General features: G+C 66.9%; 22 protein-coding genes. 7 read left to right on the forward strand and 15 right to left on the reverse strand.

What is annotated here, in order from left to right:
- Window positions 1-53: 53 nt before the first annotated feature.
- From H1Q64_RS15710 to H1Q64_RS15720, 3 genes are all read left to right on the forward strand, one after another.
- Complete coding sequence (locus tag H1Q64_RS15710; protein ID WP_237906099.1) at window positions 54-920, forward strand: universal stress protein; 867 nt, start codon at window positions 54-56, stop codon at window positions 918-920.
- A 154-nt stretch (window positions 921-1,074) separates the two neighbouring features.
- Window positions 1,075-1,335, forward strand: a complete 261-nt coding sequence (locus H1Q64_RS15715) for a hypothetical protein (RefSeq protein WP_014197158.1) — start codon at window positions 1,075-1,077, stop codon at window positions 1,333-1,335.
- A 238-nt stretch (window positions 1,336-1,573) separates the two neighbouring features.
- Complete coding sequence (locus H1Q64_RS15720) at window positions 1,574-1,933, forward strand: hypothetical protein (RefSeq protein ID WP_237906100.1); 360 nt, start codon at window positions 1,574-1,576, stop codon at window positions 1,931-1,933.
- A 90-nt stretch (window positions 1,934-2,023) separates the two neighbouring features.
- Here H1Q64_RS15720 and H1Q64_RS15725 read toward each other — a convergent pair whose 3' ends face one another.
- The 3 genes from H1Q64_RS15725 to folK all read right to left on the reverse strand — a co-directional run bounded on the left by H1Q64_RS15725 (window position 2,024) and on the right by folK (window position 3,446).
- Window positions 2,024-2,182, reverse strand: coding sequence for a hypothetical protein (locus H1Q64_RS15725; RefSeq protein WP_014197156.1), 159 nt, complete (start codon window positions 2,180-2,182; stop codon window positions 2,024-2,026).
- A gap of 205 nt (window positions 2,183-2,387) precedes the next feature.
- Complete coding sequence (locus H1Q64_RS15730) at window positions 2,388-2,795, reverse strand: dihydroneopterin aldolase (RefSeq protein ID WP_237906101.1); 408 nt, start codon at window positions 2,793-2,795, stop codon at window positions 2,388-2,390.
- A 144-nt stretch (window positions 2,796-2,939) separates the two neighbouring features.
- Window positions 2,940-3,446, reverse strand: coding sequence for a 2-amino-4-hydroxy-6-hydroxymethyldihydropteridine diphosphokinase (folK, locus tag H1Q64_RS15735; RefSeq protein ID WP_237906102.1), 507 nt, complete (start codon window positions 3,444-3,446; stop codon window positions 2,940-2,942).
- Window positions 3,447-3,681: 235 nt separating this feature from the next.
- On the opposite strand from folK, the gene H1Q64_RS33855 reads away from it, so the two are divergent.
- The 3 genes from H1Q64_RS33855 to H1Q64_RS15750 all read left to right on the forward strand — a co-directional run bounded on the left by H1Q64_RS33855 (window position 3,682) and on the right by H1Q64_RS15750 (window position 5,416).
- Complete coding sequence (locus H1Q64_RS33855) at window positions 3,682-4,143, forward strand: hypothetical protein (protein ID WP_014197152.1); 462 nt, start codon at window positions 3,682-3,684, stop codon at window positions 4,141-4,143.
- A gap of 100 nt (window positions 4,144-4,243) precedes the next feature.
- Window positions 4,244-4,906 (forward strand): SRPBCC family protein, encoded by a 663-nt coding sequence (locus tag H1Q64_RS15745; RefSeq protein WP_237906103.1) that lies wholly within the window; start codon window positions 4,244-4,246, stop codon window positions 4,904-4,906.
- 129 nt (window positions 4,907-5,035) lie between these two features.
- Window positions 5,036-5,416 carry a c-type cytochrome gene (locus H1Q64_RS15750; protein WP_237906104.1) on the forward strand — a complete coding sequence of 127 codons (381 nt, stop codon included), beginning with the start codon at window positions 5,036-5,038 and terminating at the stop codon, window positions 5,414-5,416.
- Window positions 5,417-5,501: 85 nt separating this feature from the next.
- On the opposite strand, the gene pepN is transcribed toward H1Q64_RS15750, so the two are convergent.
- Window positions 5,502-8,159, reverse strand: coding sequence for an aminopeptidase N (pepN, locus tag H1Q64_RS15755; protein ID WP_237906105.1), 2,658 nt, complete (start codon window positions 8,157-8,159; stop codon window positions 5,502-5,504).
- A gap of 167 nt (window positions 8,160-8,326) precedes the next feature.
- On the opposite strand from pepN, the gene H1Q64_RS15760 reads away from it, so the two are divergent.
- Window positions 8,327-8,842 carry a DUF305 domain-containing protein gene (locus H1Q64_RS15760; RefSeq protein WP_237906106.1) on the forward strand — a complete coding sequence of 172 codons (516 nt, stop codon included), beginning with the start codon at window positions 8,327-8,329 and terminating at the stop codon, window positions 8,840-8,842.
- A gap of 20 nt (window positions 8,843-8,862) precedes the next feature.
- On the opposite strand, the gene H1Q64_RS15765 is transcribed toward H1Q64_RS15760, so the two are convergent.
- The 11 genes from H1Q64_RS15765 to H1Q64_RS15815 all read right to left on the reverse strand — a co-directional run bounded on the left by H1Q64_RS15765 (window position 8,863) and on the right by H1Q64_RS15815 (window position 18,220).
- Window positions 8,863-9,219 carry a HesB/IscA family protein gene (locus tag H1Q64_RS15765; RefSeq protein WP_237906107.1) on the reverse strand — a complete coding sequence of 119 codons (357 nt, stop codon included), beginning with the start codon at window positions 9,217-9,219 and terminating at the stop codon, window positions 8,863-8,865.
- 17 nt (window positions 9,220-9,236) lie between these two features.
- Window positions 9,237-9,644, reverse strand: coding sequence for an iron-sulfur cluster assembly protein (locus tag H1Q64_RS15770; protein ID WP_149165072.1), 408 nt, complete (start codon window positions 9,642-9,644; stop codon window positions 9,237-9,239).
- Window positions 9,645-9,667: 23 nt separating this feature from the next.
- Window positions 9,668-10,135 (reverse strand): Fe-S cluster assembly sulfur transfer protein SufU, encoded by a 468-nt coding sequence (gene sufU, locus H1Q64_RS15775; RefSeq protein ID WP_014197141.1) that lies wholly within the window; start codon window positions 10,133-10,135, stop codon window positions 9,668-9,670.
- Window positions 10,132-11,394, reverse strand: coding sequence for a cysteine desulfurase (locus tag H1Q64_RS15780; protein WP_237906108.1), 1,263 nt, complete (start codon window positions 11,392-11,394; stop codon window positions 10,132-10,134). Before H1Q64_RS15780 ends, sufU begins: the two co-directional genes overlap by 4 nt.
- Before the next feature lie 14 nt (window positions 11,395-11,408).
- Window positions 11,409-12,764 carry a Fe-S cluster assembly protein SufD gene (gene sufD, locus H1Q64_RS15785; protein WP_237906109.1) on the reverse strand — a complete coding sequence of 452 codons (1,356 nt, stop codon included), beginning with the start codon at window positions 12,762-12,764 and terminating at the stop codon, window positions 11,409-11,411.
- Window positions 12,765-12,766: 2 nt separating this feature from the next.
- Window positions 12,767-13,519: a Fe-S cluster assembly ATPase SufC gene (gene sufC, locus H1Q64_RS15790; protein ID WP_137116359.1), complete on the reverse strand. Its 753-nt coding sequence runs from the start codon at window positions 13,517-13,519 to the stop codon at window positions 12,767-12,769.
- 32 nt (window positions 13,520-13,551) lie between these two features.
- The gene (gene sufB / locus H1Q64_RS15795; RefSeq protein WP_237906110.1) at window positions 13,552-15,039 is read right to left on the reverse strand and encodes a Fe-S cluster assembly protein SufB; all 1,488 of its coding nucleotides are present in this window, start codon (window positions 15,037-15,039) and stop codon (window positions 13,552-13,554) included.
- 48 nt (window positions 15,040-15,087) lie between these two features.
- Entirely contained in the window at window positions 15,088-15,570 is a 483-nt protein-coding gene (locus H1Q64_RS15800; protein WP_237906111.1) for an SUF system Fe-S cluster assembly regulator, read from the reverse strand.
- A gap of 286 nt (window positions 15,571-15,856) precedes the next feature.
- On the reverse strand, window positions 15,857-16,816 hold the full coding sequence (locus tag H1Q64_RS15805; protein ID WP_237906112.1) for a hypothetical protein: 960 nt from the start codon (window positions 16,814-16,816) through the stop codon (window positions 15,857-15,859).
- A 7-nt stretch (window positions 16,817-16,823) separates the two neighbouring features.
- Entirely contained in the window at window positions 16,824-17,240 is a 417-nt protein-coding gene (locus H1Q64_RS15810; RefSeq protein WP_237906113.1) for a phage holin family protein, read from the reverse strand.
- Window positions 17,237-18,220, reverse strand: a complete 984-nt coding sequence (locus tag H1Q64_RS15815) for a hypothetical protein (protein ID WP_237906114.1) — start codon at window positions 18,218-18,220, stop codon at window positions 17,237-17,239. Before H1Q64_RS15815 ends, H1Q64_RS15810 begins: the two co-directional genes overlap by 4 nt.
- Window positions 18,221-18,381 lie beyond the last annotated feature (161 nt).

The following is an 18,381-nucleotide window of genomic DNA, read 5'->3' on the forward strand; positions in this document are numbered from 1 at the left end:
CCGACAGGCACCGTCCAGAAGATGGGCCGGCGGAAACGGCCCGGGGGGAGATCATGTCACTCAAGACGATCCTTGTGCCGTTGGCCGGACTCGACGGCGACACGGTGGCTTTGAACGCCGCTCTGAAGATCGCGCGCGAATTCGACGCCCATGTCGACGCCCTGTTCGTGTCGCTGGACCCGCGCGACGCCGTGCCCATGCTGGGCGAGGGCATGTCCGGCGCGATGGTCGAGGAAATCATGCGCGCCGCCGAAGGGGAGTCGAAGACCCACCTCCACACCGCCCGCCGCACCTTCGACGATGTGATTCGCGCCGCGGACATCGAACTGCGCGACATCCCGACCGGCGTCGAGGCGCCGACCGCCCAGTGGCGGGAGGAAACGGGCCGCGTCGAGGAGGTGGTGCCGCGCGAGGGGCGGCTGGCCGATCTGCTGGTCTTCGCCCACACCACGCTGGACAGCAACACCCAGGCTTACGCCACGGTGGAAAGCGCCCTGCTGGGGGCGGCCCGTCCGCTGCTGCTGGCGCCAGCCACCCTGCCGGACGAGATCGGGCGCACGGTGGCGCTCGCCTGGAACGGCAGCCCCGAATCGGTGCGCGCCCTGACCGGGGCGATGCCCTTCCTGACCGGTGCCGACACCGTCCATGTGCTGACCGCCGAGACGTCCCACACCCAGGCTGCGGCAGGGCGTCGCATCGCCCAATATCTCGCTTGGCACGGCGTTAACGTTCAGGTAACCATATTGAAGCCGGGATCGGAACCCGTCGGCCAAGCCATCATCAACAAGGCCTCGGAACTTGGGTCCGACCTCCTCGTGATGGGGGGATACGGACACAGCCGGATGCGGGAAATGATCCTGGGTGGCGTGACCCGCTATGTGCTGAATCACGCCGGCCTGCCCGTGCTGATGGCCCACTGACGACGGGGCCTCTCTTTTAAAAGGCCGGGCTTCTCCGATCCGACGCGCGGCGCCGCAAGCAACGATGGGCGCCCTCCACGCCGATGGTTTTCAACCACAAGGGCCACCCGGACTCCGGTCCGGGCAAGGCCCGGCAATCGGGAAGGAACGCGCCATGTTGACGATCGACGATTGCATCGCGCTCAGCGATTTGACCGAAGAGGAAATCGACGCCATCGCGGAGCATGAGCATCTGCCGGAAATCCTAGCGGTGGAACTGGGCTGCTGTCTTGCCCACGACGCCGAAGGCATCCGCCGGATCGCCCGCATCATCCGCGAGGACATCGACCGGGCCCGCAGCCATGGGCAGACCGTCCACGCCCGCCAGTTGACGGTCGTTCTGGACGGCTTCGTGCACCAGCACCCGGCCCTGTAAGGCGACGCCACATCTCAAGAGGGCGGCAGGACGGGAGGACGTCAGGAAGGAAACGCCCCACCCGCGCCGTGACGGTGCGGGTGGTCGTGGGGAGCCGCGGAACAACCGGCTCCCTGTTTGGTTGGCATTGGCGGGATCGCGTCGGGGGGACGGCGGGGAGTGCGTTTGGCGCGCTCCCCCAACCGTCGGGCTTCCGCGACGTGTGCCTTGTACCGCCGCCTGCAAAGGACGAACGACCGTGCCCTTGAAGACAATCCGCCTTGAACTGGCCCGCACCGCCGACCATCCGGAAGGCAGCGCGGAGCATGGCTATGAGTTCATCGCCCCGCTGACCACGGACGGCCATCTGGATCTCGAGGAATGGCGCAGCCAGAGGGCTTCCTGCACGGTCCGCCGTTTCTGGCGCGGGGAGGACGAGCAGACCGGCCACCTTGTTCATCGTGGCAAGGGGTGGCTGTTCGACTACGACGCCGACGACAGCGACGACGACGAACCGATCTTCCGCTTCGACCGCCACACTCTGGTCGAGGGGGAATACATCTCCATCACCGAGCATGATGGAGAGCTGCGCCCCTTCCGCGTCGTGTCTGTCCGCTGAAAATCAGCCTGCTGAATACCTGCCCGCGGAATACAAGCTGTTTCCGGCGGCGGTCCGGCTGGTCCGGACCCGCCGCCGGACGCCGTCCGCTCAGGCGGCCAACCGGTCCTCGCGGTCGCGCAAATTGCGCCCAACCTGTTCGAGAAGCTGCCGCAGCGTCTCGGCGGTCATGCCGTCCCGATTCATCAGGGCGACGATGATGGGCTCGTCCAGGATTTCCGACAGGGTCGGAGCCGTCAAATGGTCCATGTTACCCTCCCTGTGCATTCCGGCCGGCCTTGAGGCGGCGTGGTTCTATTGTACTTAAGATACGGTATTTCGCAACAATGCTGCATCGCGAAATATTCTATCGCGGTTTGCGCAAGGGTAGAAAGCCGCTGAGTGTTCATGCCTGAACACCGGACCGATGCCTATATCGGTAAAAGGGTTACCGCATTGGTGGAGGTGAATGAACTCAGTGTTCCGCGTCGCGGTTTCGCATGATCGTGACGCCGGCCCCGGCCGTGTCGGGTAGCAAGGACGGCAGTTCCACATCGACGCGCACATGGCGGACCTTCGGCTGGGCCATGCACAGCGCGGCGGTGCGGTCAGCCAGATAGTCGGGCCCGGGCACCATGTCCTCGGCGCACAGACGGCGCAGGTCCTCCACAATGTCCTCGTAGGACATGACCGCGGTTATGTCGTCGGGAAAGTCGAGACCGGGATGACTGACCTTCAACTCCAGACTGATGTGAACGGTGTGGCGTCCGGAGCGCCCGGCGAGCGACACGGTGGCGGTGAAATCGCGCAGCAGGATGGTGTAGGTCGCCCCTGCGCCGGGAGAGCCGGAGCCGGTGTGTCGGGAAACGGAATCGTTGGCCAAAAAAGACATCTCCTGGCGGGCGGCGGCCCTGGTCGATGCCCCGTCCGGGGCGGCCGCCTCGTCGCTGCGCCACGCCCACTATAGCGCAGGCGCCCGCCCATTCGGCAAGGTTAGACCGTCAACAAGGTCAGACCGTCAAAAAGGTCAGACTGCCACCGGAAGCTCCGTGCCGGTGCGGACCACCGTGTCGCGCCCCGGTACGGCGGCCAAAAGATCATCGAAGCTGCGTGCGATGGCCGGGTGCTGAAGGTCGCCCGCGATATCGGCCAGCGGGGCCAGGACGAAGGCGCGCTCGGCGATGCGGGGATGGGGAATCTCCAGTTCCGGCGCGTACATCACCAACTCGCCATAGAGCAGAATGTCGATGTCGATGGGGCGCGGCCCGAAGCGAAGGCCGCCTTTCAGGTCGCGGCCCATCTCCGCCTCGATGTCCTTGACGTGGCGGAGAAGTTCCCACGGGCCGAGCGCCGTCTGCGTGCGCAGCACCATGTTCAGGAAGGACGGCTGGTCGGTCACGTACATGGGGGCGGTTTCATAGACGGGCGAGGCCAGTGTGACCTGGACCTGCGGAGAGAGCCGGCGTTGCGCGGTCGCCAGATTGGCGGCGCGGTCGCCCAGATTGCTGCCGAGCGCAAGGAAGACCGTGGTCATCGCAGAACCGTCGCTAGTCGAAACCAAACCCTCGTCAGTCATACCATGATCCTCCGTTCCATCAACCGTCAAAGCGTCGGACGGCACCGCCGTCACATCCAAAGCCGACCTTTCGTCTGGTGAAAAGGGCCAGCGTGGAGCACGCTCCGGTTTAGGTAGCCGGCTTTCTCCGGGAACCGCAAGCAGCGGACGGGGTTGTGCCAGTCGTGCGATGCTGCATCGGAGGGGAACGGTCATGGCGGTTCGGCATGTCGGGACGGCAACGCTTCTGGGATTGGCCGGGGCGCTCCTGGCCTCCTGCGCCACGGGGCCGGACCCGCAGATCGCCCGGCGCGCCCAGACCGAACTGGTCGGCATGCCGAAGGAACGGCTGCTCGCCTGCGCCGGGGTTCCAGCGCGGCAGGCCCAGGCCGGCGGGCGGGAATACTACACCTACGTCTCCGACCCCGGAGTGGCGATCAGCCCGCTTGGCGGCAGCAGCATCGGCGTCGGAGGCTTCGGAGGCGGCGGTTCCAGCGGTGTCGGCGTCGGGCTGGGATTCGGGCTCCCGATCGGTTCCTCCTCTCCCGGCATGTGCGAGGCCACCTTCGTCCTGGGGCCGGACGGGGTCGTGGAGCAGGTGTCCTACCCGGGCAACGCCTCGCTGTCCGCCTGCACGCCGATCGTCCAGAACTGCGTGCCTCCCGCCCCGCGCTGAGACGTCCCTTCCTGGCTGAAAGGGGGACTGTCGCCGGTTGCGGCCTTGCCGTATCGTCCGGCTATGGCTTGGCTGTGAAAAAGCAGGGGAGAACCACGTCATGGACATGAGCGGCAGCCAGCGCATCACGGCCCCGCGCGACAAGGTTTGGGCGGCGCTGAACGACCCGGACATCCTGCGCCAGTGCATTCCCGGCTGCGAGGAGGTGCAGAAGACCTCCGACACGGAATTCACCGCGAAAGTGGTCGCCAAGGTGGGACCGGTCAGCGCCAAGTTCTCCGGCAAGGTGACGCTGTCGGATCTCGACCCGCCCAACGGTTACACCATCACCGGCGAAGGCTCGGGCGGGGCCGCCGGTTTCGGCAAGGGCGGTGCCAAGGTTTCCTTGGAACCGGATGGCGAGGCGGCGACGGTGCTGTCCTACACCGCGCACGCCACGGTCGGCGGCAAGCTGGCGCAGATCGGTTCACGTCTGGTGGACGCCACGGCGCGCAAGATGGCGGATGATTTCTTCAACCGCTTCACGGCTGTGGTCGGCGGACCGCAGCCCGAACCGGTCGCCGAACCGGTCGCTCAGACGGTCGCGCAGCCCGCGGCGACGAGTGCGGCCGCTCCACAACCGATAACGCCCGCCGTGGCCGCCCCAGCCCCGGAAATCCCCATTCCGCTTCCCGCCGCCCGGGGGCGTGGCGGCTTTTATGTGCCTTGGGCGGCGCTGGTCGTGGTGGCCGTTCTTGTCCTTCTTCTGGCATGGATGAAATAACCCGTATTTGGTGTTTGTGCTGTGGGCGCGACACGTTGGGGGGTTGGCCTTAACCACAGAATGTGTATGCTGCGCCCGAACCTGCCGGCACCAGAACGCCGGCCTCATCCGGAAGGGGGAATCTGACCAATGAACAAGCATATCCTGGGCGCCGCCCTGATCGCCGGCATTGCCATGGGCGCGGGCGCCGCGCAGGCCGCTGACGCCGCCGCCGGTAAGGACGTCTTCAAGCAGTGCATGGCCTGCCACACGGCCGAGCAGGGCAAGAACAAGGTCGGCCCGTCGCTGTTCGGCGTCGTTGGCCGCCCGGCCGCCGCCATCGACGGCTTCAAGTACTCCAAGCCGATGCAGGAGAAGGCCGCCGGCGGTCTGACCTGGACCCCGGACAACCTGAAGGCCTACATCACCGCCCCGAAGGAAGTCGTTCCGGGTGGCACGATGGCCTTCGCCGGCATCAAGGACGCCGGCAAGGTGGACGACCTGGTTGCCTTCCTGGCCGAGCAGAAGTAAAGACGCCCGCGTTTCGGCGCGGGGGTATGGACGGGCCGGAGGGGAAATCCTCCGGCCCTTTCCTTTTTCATCAGGCCTCTTCCGATCAGCCGGCCGCCTCCAGGCTCTTGCTCGCCACCTCGAAGACGTCGGGCGACAGGCCCGGCGTGGCGACGATGCGCTCCAACTCGGCTTTCATCAGGGCGCGGCGCGGCGCATCGTAGCGGCGCAGACGCGAGAAGGGACCGACCATGCGCGCCGCCACCTGCGGGTTCATCGGGTCGAGCCGAAGAACCTGATCGGCCAGGAAGCGATAGCCCGCCCCGCTGGTGTCGTGGAAGCGCACCGGGTTGCCGCCCGCGAAGCCGCCGATCAGGGCGTAGACCTTGTTCGGGTTGCGGATCTCGAAGGCGGGATGGGCGAGCAGTTCCGTCACCCGCTCCAGGGCATCGGGGCGGTGCGAGGTCGCCTGCACGCCGAACCACTTGTCGACCACCAGCGCCTCCCCCTTCCAGCGCTCGTAGAAAGCGGCGATGGCCTCGTCCCGCTCCGGCGCGTTGGAATTGCTGAGGAACTGCAGCGCCGCCATCACGTCGGTCATTGCCTGGGCGCCGCGATACTGGCCGAGGCAGAGGCCCAGCGCCTCCTCATCCTCCAGCGCCATCAGGTAGGCGAGGCACAGATTCTTCAGCGCGCGCCGCCCGATCGCCGCCGCGTCCACCGAGAAGGGCTCGTTGCCCGCGTTGCGGCGGTGCGTGTCGAGCCAGCCCGGTCGCAGAGCTTCGGCCAGCCGGCGGCGGGCGAACTCGCGCACGGCGTGGATGGCGTCGGGGTCGATCACCTCCATCTGCGTGCCGAGGTAGCTCTCGGTCGGCAGCACCAGGGCCTGCGCGGCGAAGGCCGGATCCTGGTCGGCGTCCTTCAGAACGGCGCCCACCGCGTCGATGAAGCTTTGGGGCAGCGCCAGTTCCCGCCCGGCCTGACGGTCGGCGACGAGGGAGAGCAGGAGGCGGGTGGCCAGCGTCTGGCCGGCCTCCCAGCGGTTGAAGGCGTCGCTGTCGTTGGCCATCAGGAAGGTCAGGTCGCCGTCCGTCAGGTCGGCCCGCAGCTTCACCGGGGCGGAGAAGCCGCGCAGCAGTGACGGAACCGGGCGGGCCGGCACGTCGACGAACGTGAAGGTCTGCTCGACCTCGGTGACATGCAGGGTGCGGCTGGTGCCGGCCGGCTCCGCCTCGCCGGTCAGGCGCAGCGGCAGGTCCGCCCCGTCCGGACCGAGCAACCCCATGACCAGCGGGATGTGCATCGGCTCCTTCACCGGCTGGCCGGGGGTGGGCGGCACGGTCTGCTTCACGGTCAGCCGGTAGGTCTTCGATGCGCCGTCATAGGCGCCGGCGACATCCAGCTCCGGCGTGCCGGCCTGCCGGTACCAGCGCTTGAACTGGGTCAGGTCCACGCCGGTTGCGTCGGACATCGCCGCCGCGAAATCGTCGCAGGTGACCGCCTGCCCGTCGTGGCGCTGGAAATACAGGTCCATTCCCTTGCGGAAGCCCTGCGGCCCCAGCAGCGTGTGGTACATGCGGATGACTTCAGACCCCTTGTCGTAGACGGTGGGGGTGTAGAAGTTGTTGATCTCCACATAGCTGTCCGGGCGCACGGGGTGCGCCATGGCGCCCGAATCCTCGGGGAACTGCACGGTGCGCAGGCGCTGCACGTCGGCGATGCGCTTGACCGCCCTCGAATTCATGTCGCTGGAGAATTCCTGATCGCGGAAGACGGTCAGCCCTTCCTTCAGCGAGAGCTGGAACCAGTCGCGGCAGGTGACGCGGTTGCCAGTCCAGTTGTGGAAATACTCGTGCGCCACCACGGCCTCGATGCCCAGGAAATCCTGGTCGGTGGCGGTTTCCGGCTTCGCCAGGATGTATTTGGTGTTGAAGACGTTGAGCGACTTGTTCTCCATCGCCCCCATGTTGAAGTCGCCGACCGCGACGATGTTGAAGATGTTGAGGTCGTACTCCAGCCCGAACACTTCCTCGTCCCAGCGCATCGACTTGATGAGCGAGCGCATGGCGTGGTCGACCTTGTCCTCGTTCCCCGGCTCGACATAGATGCGCAGGGTGACGTCGCGGCCGGACGCGGTGCGGAAGCGGTCCTCCTGATGCACCAGCGTGCCGGCGACCAGGGCGAACAGGTAGCAGGGCTTGGGGAAGGGGTCCTCCCACACCGCGCGGTGGCGCCCGTCGGGCAGGTCGCCGGATTCCATGAGATTGCCGTTGGACAGCAGCACTGGGTAGCGCGCCTTGTCCGCGGTGATCGTGGTGGTGTAGCGGGCCATCACGTCGGGCCGGTCGGCGAAATAGGTGATCTTGCGGAAGCCCTCCGCCTCGCACTGGCTGCAGAAGTTGCCGGAGGATTTGTAGAGCCCTTCCAGCGCCGTGTTCTCCTGTGGCTTGATGCGGACGACGGTTTCCAGCGTGAAGGTTTCCGGCACGCTGTGGACGGTCAGATGGTCCGGCGTGACGGTGTAGTCGGCATCGCCCAGTGGCTGTCCGTTCAGTGCCACGGACACCAGTTCCAGCCGCTGCCCGTCCAGCGTCAGCGGCAGCGCTGACGCATCGTCGCGCGCCGGGTTGCGCCGCAGCCCGAGCTGCGCGCGGACCGTAGTCACCTCCTCGCCGAGGTCGAAGAACAGATCGACCGTGTCGATCAGGTGCGCGGGCGGGCGGTAGTCCTGCAGGCGGATGGCCTTGGGCGTGCCTTTGTCCATGGGGCTTTTCTCTAACCTTGTTTTGGCCGTGTCGGCGTCGCGGGGACGGACTCTAGCATGGAGAGTGGGGACGCGGGACGCCGTTGGACAGGGGAGGGGCGCGTGGCGGGACGATGAAAGCCGATTGCTGTTTGAAGCTCTGAATCCTGAAGGTGGAGCGAAAGGCCATGAGCTACTGGCGCTTTCTGGCGATGATTGTGGTCTCGACGATCGTGATGTTCGGGCTGATGTATTTGAACACCTACGCCCTCGACCATGTGTTCTACAGCCAGACGCGGACCTGGATGGCCTTGGTGATGGGGGCCACGATGGCGATCATCATGATCGGCTTCATGTGGTCCATGTACAGAAGCACCGCTACCAACCTCGCCATCGTGGTGGCGGGCATCGCGGTGTTCGAAGGAGCGCTGTGGCTGGTGCGCAGCCAGGAAACCGTGGATGACGTGTCCTATATGAAGGCGATGATTCCACACCATTCCATCGCGATCATGACCAGTGAACGCGCCCACATCCGCGATCCGCGCGTGCGCGAACTGGCGGATCGCATCATCGAGGCGCAGGTGCGGGAAATCGGCGAGATGAAAGCGTTGATCGGCGATCTGGAGCGCAACCCCACACCGGATGCGGCGCCGGATCTGCTGTCCTATCGCGAACGGGGAGCGCCTCCTCCGGAAAAGGAATAGGCGCTTCCGTCCGGTGCCCATCAAACGTGGAAGCTCTCGCCGCAGCCGCAGCGGCCCTTCTCATTCGGATTCTTGAAGACGAATCCGGTCTGGAACTTGTCGTCGACGTAGTCCATCTCGCTGCCGATCAGGAACATCACGGCGGCGGGATCAATCAGGACGGTGACGCCCTTGTCCTCGACCACCTCGTCGAACTTCATCTTTTCCTTGGCGTACTGCACGTCGTAGCTGAGGCCGGAGCAGCCCTTCGCCTTCACGCCGATGCGCAGGCCGATGTAGTCGTCCGTCGCCTTCGCCATCAGCGCTTTCACGCGGTCCGCCGCAGCGTCGGTGATGGAAAGGGCCTTGGGGAGAGAAGCCGTAGAAGCCGTAGCCATGGGGGATCTTCGCCTCCTTAGAACATATCCAGTTGGACCCGCGCGACCTCGGACATCATGTCCTGGCGCCAGGGCGGTTCCCAAACCAGCTCAACCTTGCATGTGGTGACGTCCTCGACGGACGCAACCGCCTGCTGCACCTGCATCGGCAGTTCGCCGGCCACCGGGCACATGGGACTGGTCAGGGTCATGTCGATCTCGACCTCGTTGTTCGGGCCGATGTCGACGCGGTAGATCAACCCCAGCTCCCAGATGTCCACGGGGATTTCCGGGTCGTAGCAGCTCTTCAGCGCCGAGATCACCGCCTCGCTCAGCGCGGCGCGCGGGTCGTAGGCGGCCTTGGCCGCAGCCATGTCCGCTTCGGTCTGGTTCATCGGCTTGGCCTCCGCGGCGTCGGCTTCCTTGGAGATCGCGTCATCGGGCATCGCGTTTCACCGTTTCCTGCAACTTACTCGCTGCTCGCCTTGTCCTCGCCTTCGATGGCCGCGTTCATCGCGTGCCAGGCGAGGGTGGCGCATTTCACGCGCACCGGGAACTGACGGACGCCGGACAGCACCATCAGCCGCTCCATGGCGTCCTCGTCCACCGGACCGTGGTCACCGTGGTCGTGGTCGTCCTTGGTGCAGAGGTCGTGGAAGGTCTCGAACAGGGCCTTGGCCTCCGCCTCGGTCTTGCCCTTGACCACCTCGGTCATCATGGACGCGCTGGCGGTGGAGATGGCGCAGCCGCGGCCCTGGAAGGCCACATCCTCGACCACCCCGTCCTTCAGCTTCAGATAGACCATGAAGCGGTCGCCGCACATGGGGTTCTCGCCCTTGGCCTCCCGGTTGGCATCGTCGGGATGCCGGAAGTTCCGGGGGTTCTTGCCGTGGTCCAGGATCACTTCCTGGTACAGCTCGCGCAGTTCGTCCATCATGCTCCGAAGAACTCCTTCACCGCGATCACCGATTCGACCAGAGCGTCGGCTTCCGCCCGCGTGTTGTAAAGGGCGAAGCTGGCCCGCGCCGTGGCGCCGACCCCGAAACGGTCCATCAGCGGCTCGGCGCAGTGGCGGCCGACGCGGACGGCGACGCCGTACTGGTCCACGATGGTGCCGAGGTCGTGCGGGTGCACCCCCTCCAGCGTGAAGGAGATGATCGGGCCTTTGCCCGGCGCGGTGCCGTAGACGCGCAGGCCGTCGATCTGGGAAAGCTGCTGCGTGGCGTATTGGAGCAGGTCGTGCTCGTGCGCCGCGATGGCCTCGCGGCCCAGCGTCTCCATGTAGTCCAGCGCCACGCCCAGCCCGATCACCTCGGTGATGGCCGGGGTGCCGGCCTCGAAGCGGGCCGGCGGGGCCTTGAAGGTGGTGCCTTCGAAGCTGACGCTCTCGATCATGTCGCCGCCGCCCTGATAGGGGGGCATCTTCTTCAGCAGGTCGTACTTGCCGTACAGCACGCCGGTCCCGGTCGGGCCGTAGAGCTTGTGGCCGGTCATGATGTAAAAGTCGGCGTCGATGTCCTGGACGTCCACCACGCCGTGCACCGCGGCCTGGCTGCCGTCGAACAGGACCGGCACGCCGCGCTCGTGCGCCATGCGGGCGATGATCTTGGCCGGCGTCACCGTGCCCAGCACGTTGGAGCAGTGGGTCATCGCCACCAGCTTCGTGCGGTCGGACAGCAGGTCCTCGTAGGCGTTCAGGTCCAGCACGCCGTGCTCGTCCACGGGAACGACGCGGATGCGGATGCCTTTGTCCATCTGCAGGAGCTGCCACGGCACGATGTTGGCGTGGTGCTCCATGACCGAGACGATGATCTCGTCGCCCTCCGACAGGAAGGTCCGGCCATAGCTGTGGGCGACGAGGTTGACGGCCTCGGTCGCGCTGCGGGTGAAGACGATGTTGCGCTCCGACGGGGCGTTCAGGAAGCGGGCGACCTTGCGGCGGGCCTCCTCGAACTGGTCGGTCGCGGTCTGCGACAAGAAATGGACGCCCCGGTGGATGTTGGAATAATCCTCCTCCAGGAAGCGGGTCATGGCGTCGATGACCTGCCGCGGCTTCTGCGCGGAGGCGGCGCTGTCCAGATAGACGAGCGGCTTGCCGGGCTTGCCCTTCCGCTCATGCACGGTGCGCGACAGGATGGGGAAGTCGGCGCGGACGCGCTCCACATCGAAGGTGGGGAGGGCGATCTGGGTGTCCATCTCCGGGTCCCTCCTCAGCGCGCGTTCTGCCAGTTGGCGACGTAGCTCTGGAAGGCGTCGCGGACGCTCTCCTCGGCGATCTCCTCCAGCGCCTCGGACAGGAAGGCGCCGATCAACAGGCCGCGCGCCGTATCCTTGTCGATGCCGCGGGCGCGCAGGTAGAAGAGCTGGTCGTCGTCCAGCTCGCCCACCGTGGCGCCGTGGCTGCACTTCACGTCGTCGGCGTAGATCTCCAGCTCCGGCTTCGCGTCGATCTCCGCGGTGTCGGAGAGCAGGAGCGCGCGGTTCTGCTGGTAGCCGTCGGTCTTCTGCGCGTCGGGGCGCACGATGATCTTGCCCTGGAAGACGGCGCGGGCCTGGTCGTCGATCACGCCCTTGTAGACCTCGCGGCTGGTGCAGCAGGGCTTGGCGTGGTCGATGAAGGTCGTGGTGTCGACGTGCTGGCCACCGCGCACCATGTAGGCGCCGCTGACATGCGTGTCGCCTTCCTCGCCGTCCAGGACGCTGTTCACCTCGTTGCGCGACAGCTTGGCGCCGATGGTCAGGATGAAGTTGTCGTACACGCCCTTGCCGGCCACCTTCGCCGCGGTGTGCGACAGGTGGAAGGCCTCCGTGTGCTCGCGCTGGACCTTGTAGTGGTGGATCGACGCGCCTGCGCCGACGAAGACCTCGGTCACGCCGTTCGACAGGGTGGTGCAGGAGCCCAGGCCCACGTGATGCTCGACGATCACGGCGCGGGATTCCGCCTCCGCGACGATCAGGCCACGCGGGTGGAAGGCGGTGGGCTGCGCCTCGGTGCCGACGGAGACGAAGACCAGCTCGATGGTCTCCTCCACCGTGACGCCGCGCGGCACGTGCAGGACCGGGCCATCCGCTAGGAAGGCGGTGTTCAGAGCGACCAGCGGCTGATCGTCGGGGGCGGCGATGCGGCCCAAATGCTCAGCCACCAGATCGGGCTTGCGCGTCAGGGCGTCGGCGAGGTTCAGCAGCTCCACCCCCGCCGGCAGACCGGCGGTGGAGGACAGCTCCGCCCGGAAGCGCCCGTCCACGAAGACCAGACGCGGGCCGGTCGCGCCGTCCGCGCGCACCGTCGGCAGCACGTCGAAGCGGACAGCCTCGCCGGCGTCCGTGGCCGGCTGGAAGGCCAGCTTGTCGAGCGCGCGCAGGTTGGTGTAGCGCCAGGACTCGTTCTTCACGGTCGGCAGGCCGAGCGCGGCGAAGCGGTCATGGCCCTGGCTGCGCAGGTCGTTCAGCCAGGACAGGCCGGCGCCGGGCAGGCCGTCCTTGACCCGGTCGAACTGCTCCAGGAAGGGCTTGGCCGCCGCCGGGTCGTAGCCCCGCGGCGCCTTCGTGAGGGTTGTCGTCGCCATGGTCAGGCCGCCTCGTTCACGCCGAACTCGGCGTAGCCGTTCTTCTCCAGCTCCAGCGCCAGCTCCTTGCCGCCGGAGCGCTGGATCTTGCCGAAGGCCAGCACATGGACATGGTCCGGCACGATGTAGTCGAGCAGGCGCTGGTAGTGGGTGATGACCAGCATCGACCGCTCCGGCGAGCGGAGCGCGTTCACGCCTTCGGCGACGATCTTCAGCGCGTCGATGTCCAGGCCGCTGTCCGTCTCGTCGAGGATCGCGAACTTCGGCTGGAGAACGGCCATCTGGAGCGTCTCGTTGCGCTTCTTCTCGCCGCCCGAGAAGCCGACGTTGACCGCGCGCTTCAGCATCTCGTCGGTCATGCTCAGCGCCTTGGTCTTCTCGCGCACCAGCTTCAGGAACTGCATGGCGTCCAGCTCCGGCTCGCCGCGCTGCTTGCGGATGGCGTTCAGGGCGGACTTCAGGAAGGTGGTGTTGGCGACGCCGGGGATCTCGACCGGGTACTGGAAGGCCAGGAACAAGCCGGCGGCGGCGCGCTCCTCCGGCTCCATCTCCAGCAGGTCCTTGCCGAAGAAGCTCACCGAGCCCTCGGTGATCTCGTAGCCGTCGCGGCCGGCCAGCACGTAGCTGAGCGTGCTCTTGCCCGAGCCGTTCGGCCCCATGATGGCGTGCACCTCGCCCGGGTTGATCGTCAGGTCGATGCCCTTGAGGATTTCCTTGCCGTCCACCGTGGCGTGCAGGTTCTTGATCTCAATCATCGTTTCTTCTTCCTTCGCGATACGGTGGGCGGTCAGCCAACGCTGCCTTCGAGGCTGATGCCGACGAGCTTCTGGGCTTCCACGGCGAACTCCATGGGCAGCTCCTTCAGCACTTCCTTGCAGAAGCCGTTGACGATCAGCGACACGGCGTCCTCTTCCGACAGGCCGCGCTGGCGGCAGTAGAAGAGCTGGTCTTCGCTGATCTTGGCGGTCGTCGCCTCGTGCTCGACGCGGGCGGTGCGGTTGCGGTTCTCGATGTAGGGCACCGTGTGGGCGCCGCACTGGTCGCCGATCAGCAGGCTGTCGCACTGGGTGTGGTTGCGCGCGCCCTCGGCCTTCGGCAGGATCTTGACCAGCCCGCGGTAGGTCTGCTGCGCCCGCCCGGCGGAGATGCCCTTCGACACGATGGTCGAGCGGGTGTTCTTGCCGATGTGGATCATCTTGGTGCCGGTGTCGGCCTGCTGGAAGTTGTTGGTGATAGCGACCGAATAGAACTCGCCCACCGAATTGTCGCCCTGCAGGATGCAGCTCGGGTACTTCCAGGTGATGGCGGAACCGGTCTCCACCTGCGTCCAGGAGATCTTGGAGTTGCGGCCGCGGCAGGCGCCGCGCTTCGTCACGAAGTTGTAGATGCCGCCGACGCCCTCCGCGTTGCCCGGATACCAGTTCTGGACCGTCGAGTACTTGATCTGCGCGTCGTCCAGAGCCACCAGCTCGACCACTGCGGCGTGCAGCTGGTTCTCGTCGCGCTGGGGCGCCGTGCAGCCTTCCAGATAGCTGACGTAGCTGCCCTCGTCGGCGATGATCAGCGTCCGCTCGAACTGGCCGGTGTTGGCCTGGTTGATGCGGAAGTAGGTGGACAGCTCCATCGGGCAGCGCACGCCCTTCGGGATGTAGACGAAGCTGCCGTCGGTGAAGACCGCGCAGTTCAGCGTCGCGTAGAAGTTGTCGGTGTAGGGCACGACGGAGCCGAGGTACTTCTGGACCAGATCCGGACACTTGTGCACGGCCTCGGAGATCGCGCAGAAGATGATGCCCATCTCCTCCAGCTTGGCCTTGAAGGTGGTCGCGACCGACACGCTGTCGAACACGGCGTCCACAGCTATGGCCGGGCTCTTGCCCTCGGCCCCTTCGACGCCGGCCAGGATCTCCTGCTCGCGCAGCGGGATGCCCAGCTTCTCATAGGTCTTCAGCAGCTCGGGATCGACCTCGTCCAGAGACTTCGGGCGATCCTTCATCTTGGGCGCAGCGTAGTAGTGCGCGTCCTGATAGTCGATCGGCGGGAAGGACAGCTTCGCCCAGTGGCGCGGCTCCTCCATCTCCTGCCAGACGCGGAACGCCTTCAGGCGCCATTCGAGAAGCCATTCCGGCTCCTCCTTCTTGGCGGAGATGAAGCGGACGATGTCCTCGTTCAGGCCCTTGGGCGCGACATCCGATTCGATGTCCGTCGTGAAGCCGTACTTGTACTTCTGCTCCGTGACGGCGCGGACCTGTTCGACGGTTTCGGTCGTGGCGGCCATGCTTGTCTCTCGTTCCCTGAAAGCGTTTCCGATGAAGGCGCCGAAACGTCAGACGGCGGCGCGCCGTGCCGGGCTGGGGCCGGCTCCAATGCTGTCGAGCGGGCCGGGTGGGCCCTCCGCCCAGGCGGGCGGTCCCATCATGTCGGCCAGCGTCACCTGTTCGAGCGCGCCGCGGATGGCGCTGTTGACCTTCTCCCAGCCGCCGCGCATCGGGCACAGGCGCTGCACGCCGCACTGGCTGTCGCCGCCCTCAACGCAGGCGGTGAGCGCGATCGGGCCGTCGAGCGCCGTGATGATCTCGGCGATAGAGATTGCATGGGCGGCGCGGCTGAGCGCATAACCACCGGCGGCGCCGCGGTGCGAGGTCGTGAGGCCCGCCGGGGTCAGCGTCTTCATGAGCTTGGCGACCGTGGGGGAGGGCACGCCCGTGCGCTCCGCCAGATGGGAGACGGTGTGAACCGTGCCCACATGGCGCGCCATTTCGCTCATCACGACGATGGCGTAGTCGGTCAGCTTGCTCAGCCGGATCATAACCACCCCGATACAGGACTAAATTGGTCCTGATTAAGTGGCCATCATAGGACCTTTGTCAAGCGGAACCGGAGCGGGATAACCAGGAAAAACACTCGGGTATAAGGATGGCAGGCCTGCGCCCGGCGCACGCTGCGGCGAACTGTCGCGGGCGGACTCCACCCAGGGGAAACCATGCGGAGCGGTCGGACAAAGAAAAACCGGCCCCGCGGTTGACGCCGCGGGGCCGGTGCAGTCAGCGTGGAACCCGAAGGGAGCCGACGGGGGAGCCATGAGCGAAACCGGATCAGCCCGGCTTGCGCGCCTCCTCCCGGGCCGCGTCGCTGGCCGCGCTCACCGCGTCGCCGACCTCTTCCTTGGCGGCTTCGACCGCCGCGCGGGCGGCGCGGGTGCCGCGGTCCATGGCGTCGAGGGCCATCTCCTTGGCGCGGCTCGTCGCCTCGTCGGCGTAGTCGCCGACCCAGCGGTCCTCATAGCGGGAGGACGGGATGCTGGCGCCGAGCGCGGCGCCGAGCGCGACGCCCATCATGCCGGCCACCACCGGATGGTCGTCCACCATCTCCCAGAAACGTCCGGTCGCGCTGTGCAGCCGGTCCGATGTCCGGAAATGGCTGGCGCCGCCATGGTTGCCGCCATGGTTGCCGATGTGGCTGTCCACGCGGCTGCTCATGTCCCGGCGCATGTTGTGCGTCCGGTCACGGGCTTGGTCGGTCAGCCCACGCACGCGGTCGCCGGCCTCGTCCACGGCGTCGCTCGCGCGCTCGTAGACGTGGCTGGCGGCCTCGCGCACGCTGTTGCCGGCGCTGTAGAAGGTGTCGCGGGCGTACTGCGCGGCGTTGCCGGCGCGGTCGCGGACGTTGTGCATGGTGCCGCTGCGCGCGATGCGCCGGTCGTAACCCGAGGCGGTCAGGGCCAGCCAGCCCACACCGATGCCGATCATGGCGAGCGGGATCGGGTTGCTGCGCATGGTCTCGCCGACCGAGTGGGACCGCTGGTGGGTCTGGTTGCGGATCGGCTCGTAATAGCGGTCCTGGGCGCGTTCGCCGTAGCCGCCGGTGGTGGTGTGCATCCGGTTCATGGTCTGCTCCATCAGGTGACGGGGAGCGAGCCGCGCGGTCTTTCGCTTCAGGACCTGGATCGTGTCGCCGATCCGGGCCTGGCGTTCGCGGATCTCCCGTTGCATCGCGTCGTAGTCGCGGGGCGTTCCGCGCCCCTTCTCACCGCCGTTCTTCGGTCCGTCGCTCATGGGCCGCTCATCGGGCGAGCTGGGAGCGGGCCCAGCGTTTGTCGTCACGCAGCGTCTCAATGGTGCGTTGCGGCTGGAGATTCTCCGGGCTGAGCCGCTTCTTGCCGATCATCGCCAGCACGCCGCCGATGACCAGCACGACGACCCCGACAATGACGGCGGCCAGCCAGGGCTCGACCACCTTCGACAGGGCCAGCACCGCCGCGGCCAGCAGGACCAGGACGCCGGCGAAGGCGATCAGGCCGCCGGCGACGACATAGGCTGCGCCGCCCGCCGCCTGTCCGGCCTTTTCGGTCAGCTCCGCCTTGGCCAATTCGATCTCGGTGCGGGCGAGGTTGGTGGTCTCCCGTGCCAGATCGGCGAACAGGCCGGCGATGGGTCGGTCTTGCCGCGGATCGTAGGAACGGTCCTCCGCAGCGCTCATGGTTTGATCCCCTGGATCGGGTTGTTGCCGGACATCGGCTTGGACTCGCTGGTGCTGCCCTGAGTGGTGCCGGGCGCGGAGCCGGCGACCATTTCAGCGGCGTCGCGGGTGCGGGCAGCGGTGGTCGCCGCGGTGGCGGTATTCAGCGGACGCGGACTCTCCTGGTTGCGGCCGATCCCGCCGCCGGCCGAGTTTATGGCTGTCGCCGACGTCATGCCGGCCGACGTCATGCCTGAGGAGGCGAAGCCGGACGACAGGCCGGACCGCGGCTGCGCCGCACCGGTTCCCCCCATCGAGGCCGACGCGCCGAGCCCGCCGGGACCGGCGCGGCGATGGCCGGCGAGGTCATGGTCGGTGCGCAGAGCCTCCTGCCCAGCGCGGTCGGCGCCGCGCAGCCCGAAGTCACGGTAGTCGTGATGGTCCTGGTCACGACCGCCGTATCCACGGTCGTGCCGGGCGTACCCACCGGTCAGATGCGACGACGACGCGCCGCGAAATCGCCGTTCTCCGGAGCTTTTGACGAAGCGGGCAAACAGGAAGCCGACGGCGAAGGCGGCGCCGACGAAGACCTCCGGCTGACGCCGCGCGAAACGCTCCACCTGGCCGACCATGTCGTCCACAGTTGAGTTGCGCAGCATGTCGGCAACCCGCTCCACCCGGTCGGCGGCCTGTCCTGCGTAATGGGCGGCGGTGCCGTTGTTCTCCTCGTTCAGCTGTTCCGCAGCCTTGTGCAGCGCGTTGGCGACGCTGCCCAACTGGTCGGCGGCGCGGTCCGTCTGCGTCTCCAGAAGCGAGCGGATGCGGCCTTGCGCGGCACCGAGGGTGTCGCGGCCGGCATCAGCTGCTTCGCCGGCCATCCGGTTCAAGTCGTCCGAGGAACCCCGGTTCTGCGAACGATCGTTGCCCAATCCACTGTTCGCCATCGGGTCCGGCGTCTTGCGGTTCGGTTCGCCGGTGCCCAACGTATCGCGGTCTGCCATCTGTTTTCCTCCTCGGGGTCGGCTGCGGATGTGTTCCGGTCCGCGGCCTGCGGCAATTCGCCGCGCTTTGCGGTGTCCGATGTCGGGAATCAAACACACTCATGGGCATCGGAGTTCCAGGGTGTGTATTGCGTTCCTGCGCGGCAACGCGGGGTTGCCGG

It is taken from the genome of Azospirillum brasilense, from assembly GCF_022023855.1.
Taxonomy (GTDB): Bacteria; Pseudomonadota; Alphaproteobacteria; order Azospirillales; family Azospirillaceae; genus Azospirillum; species Azospirillum brasilense_F.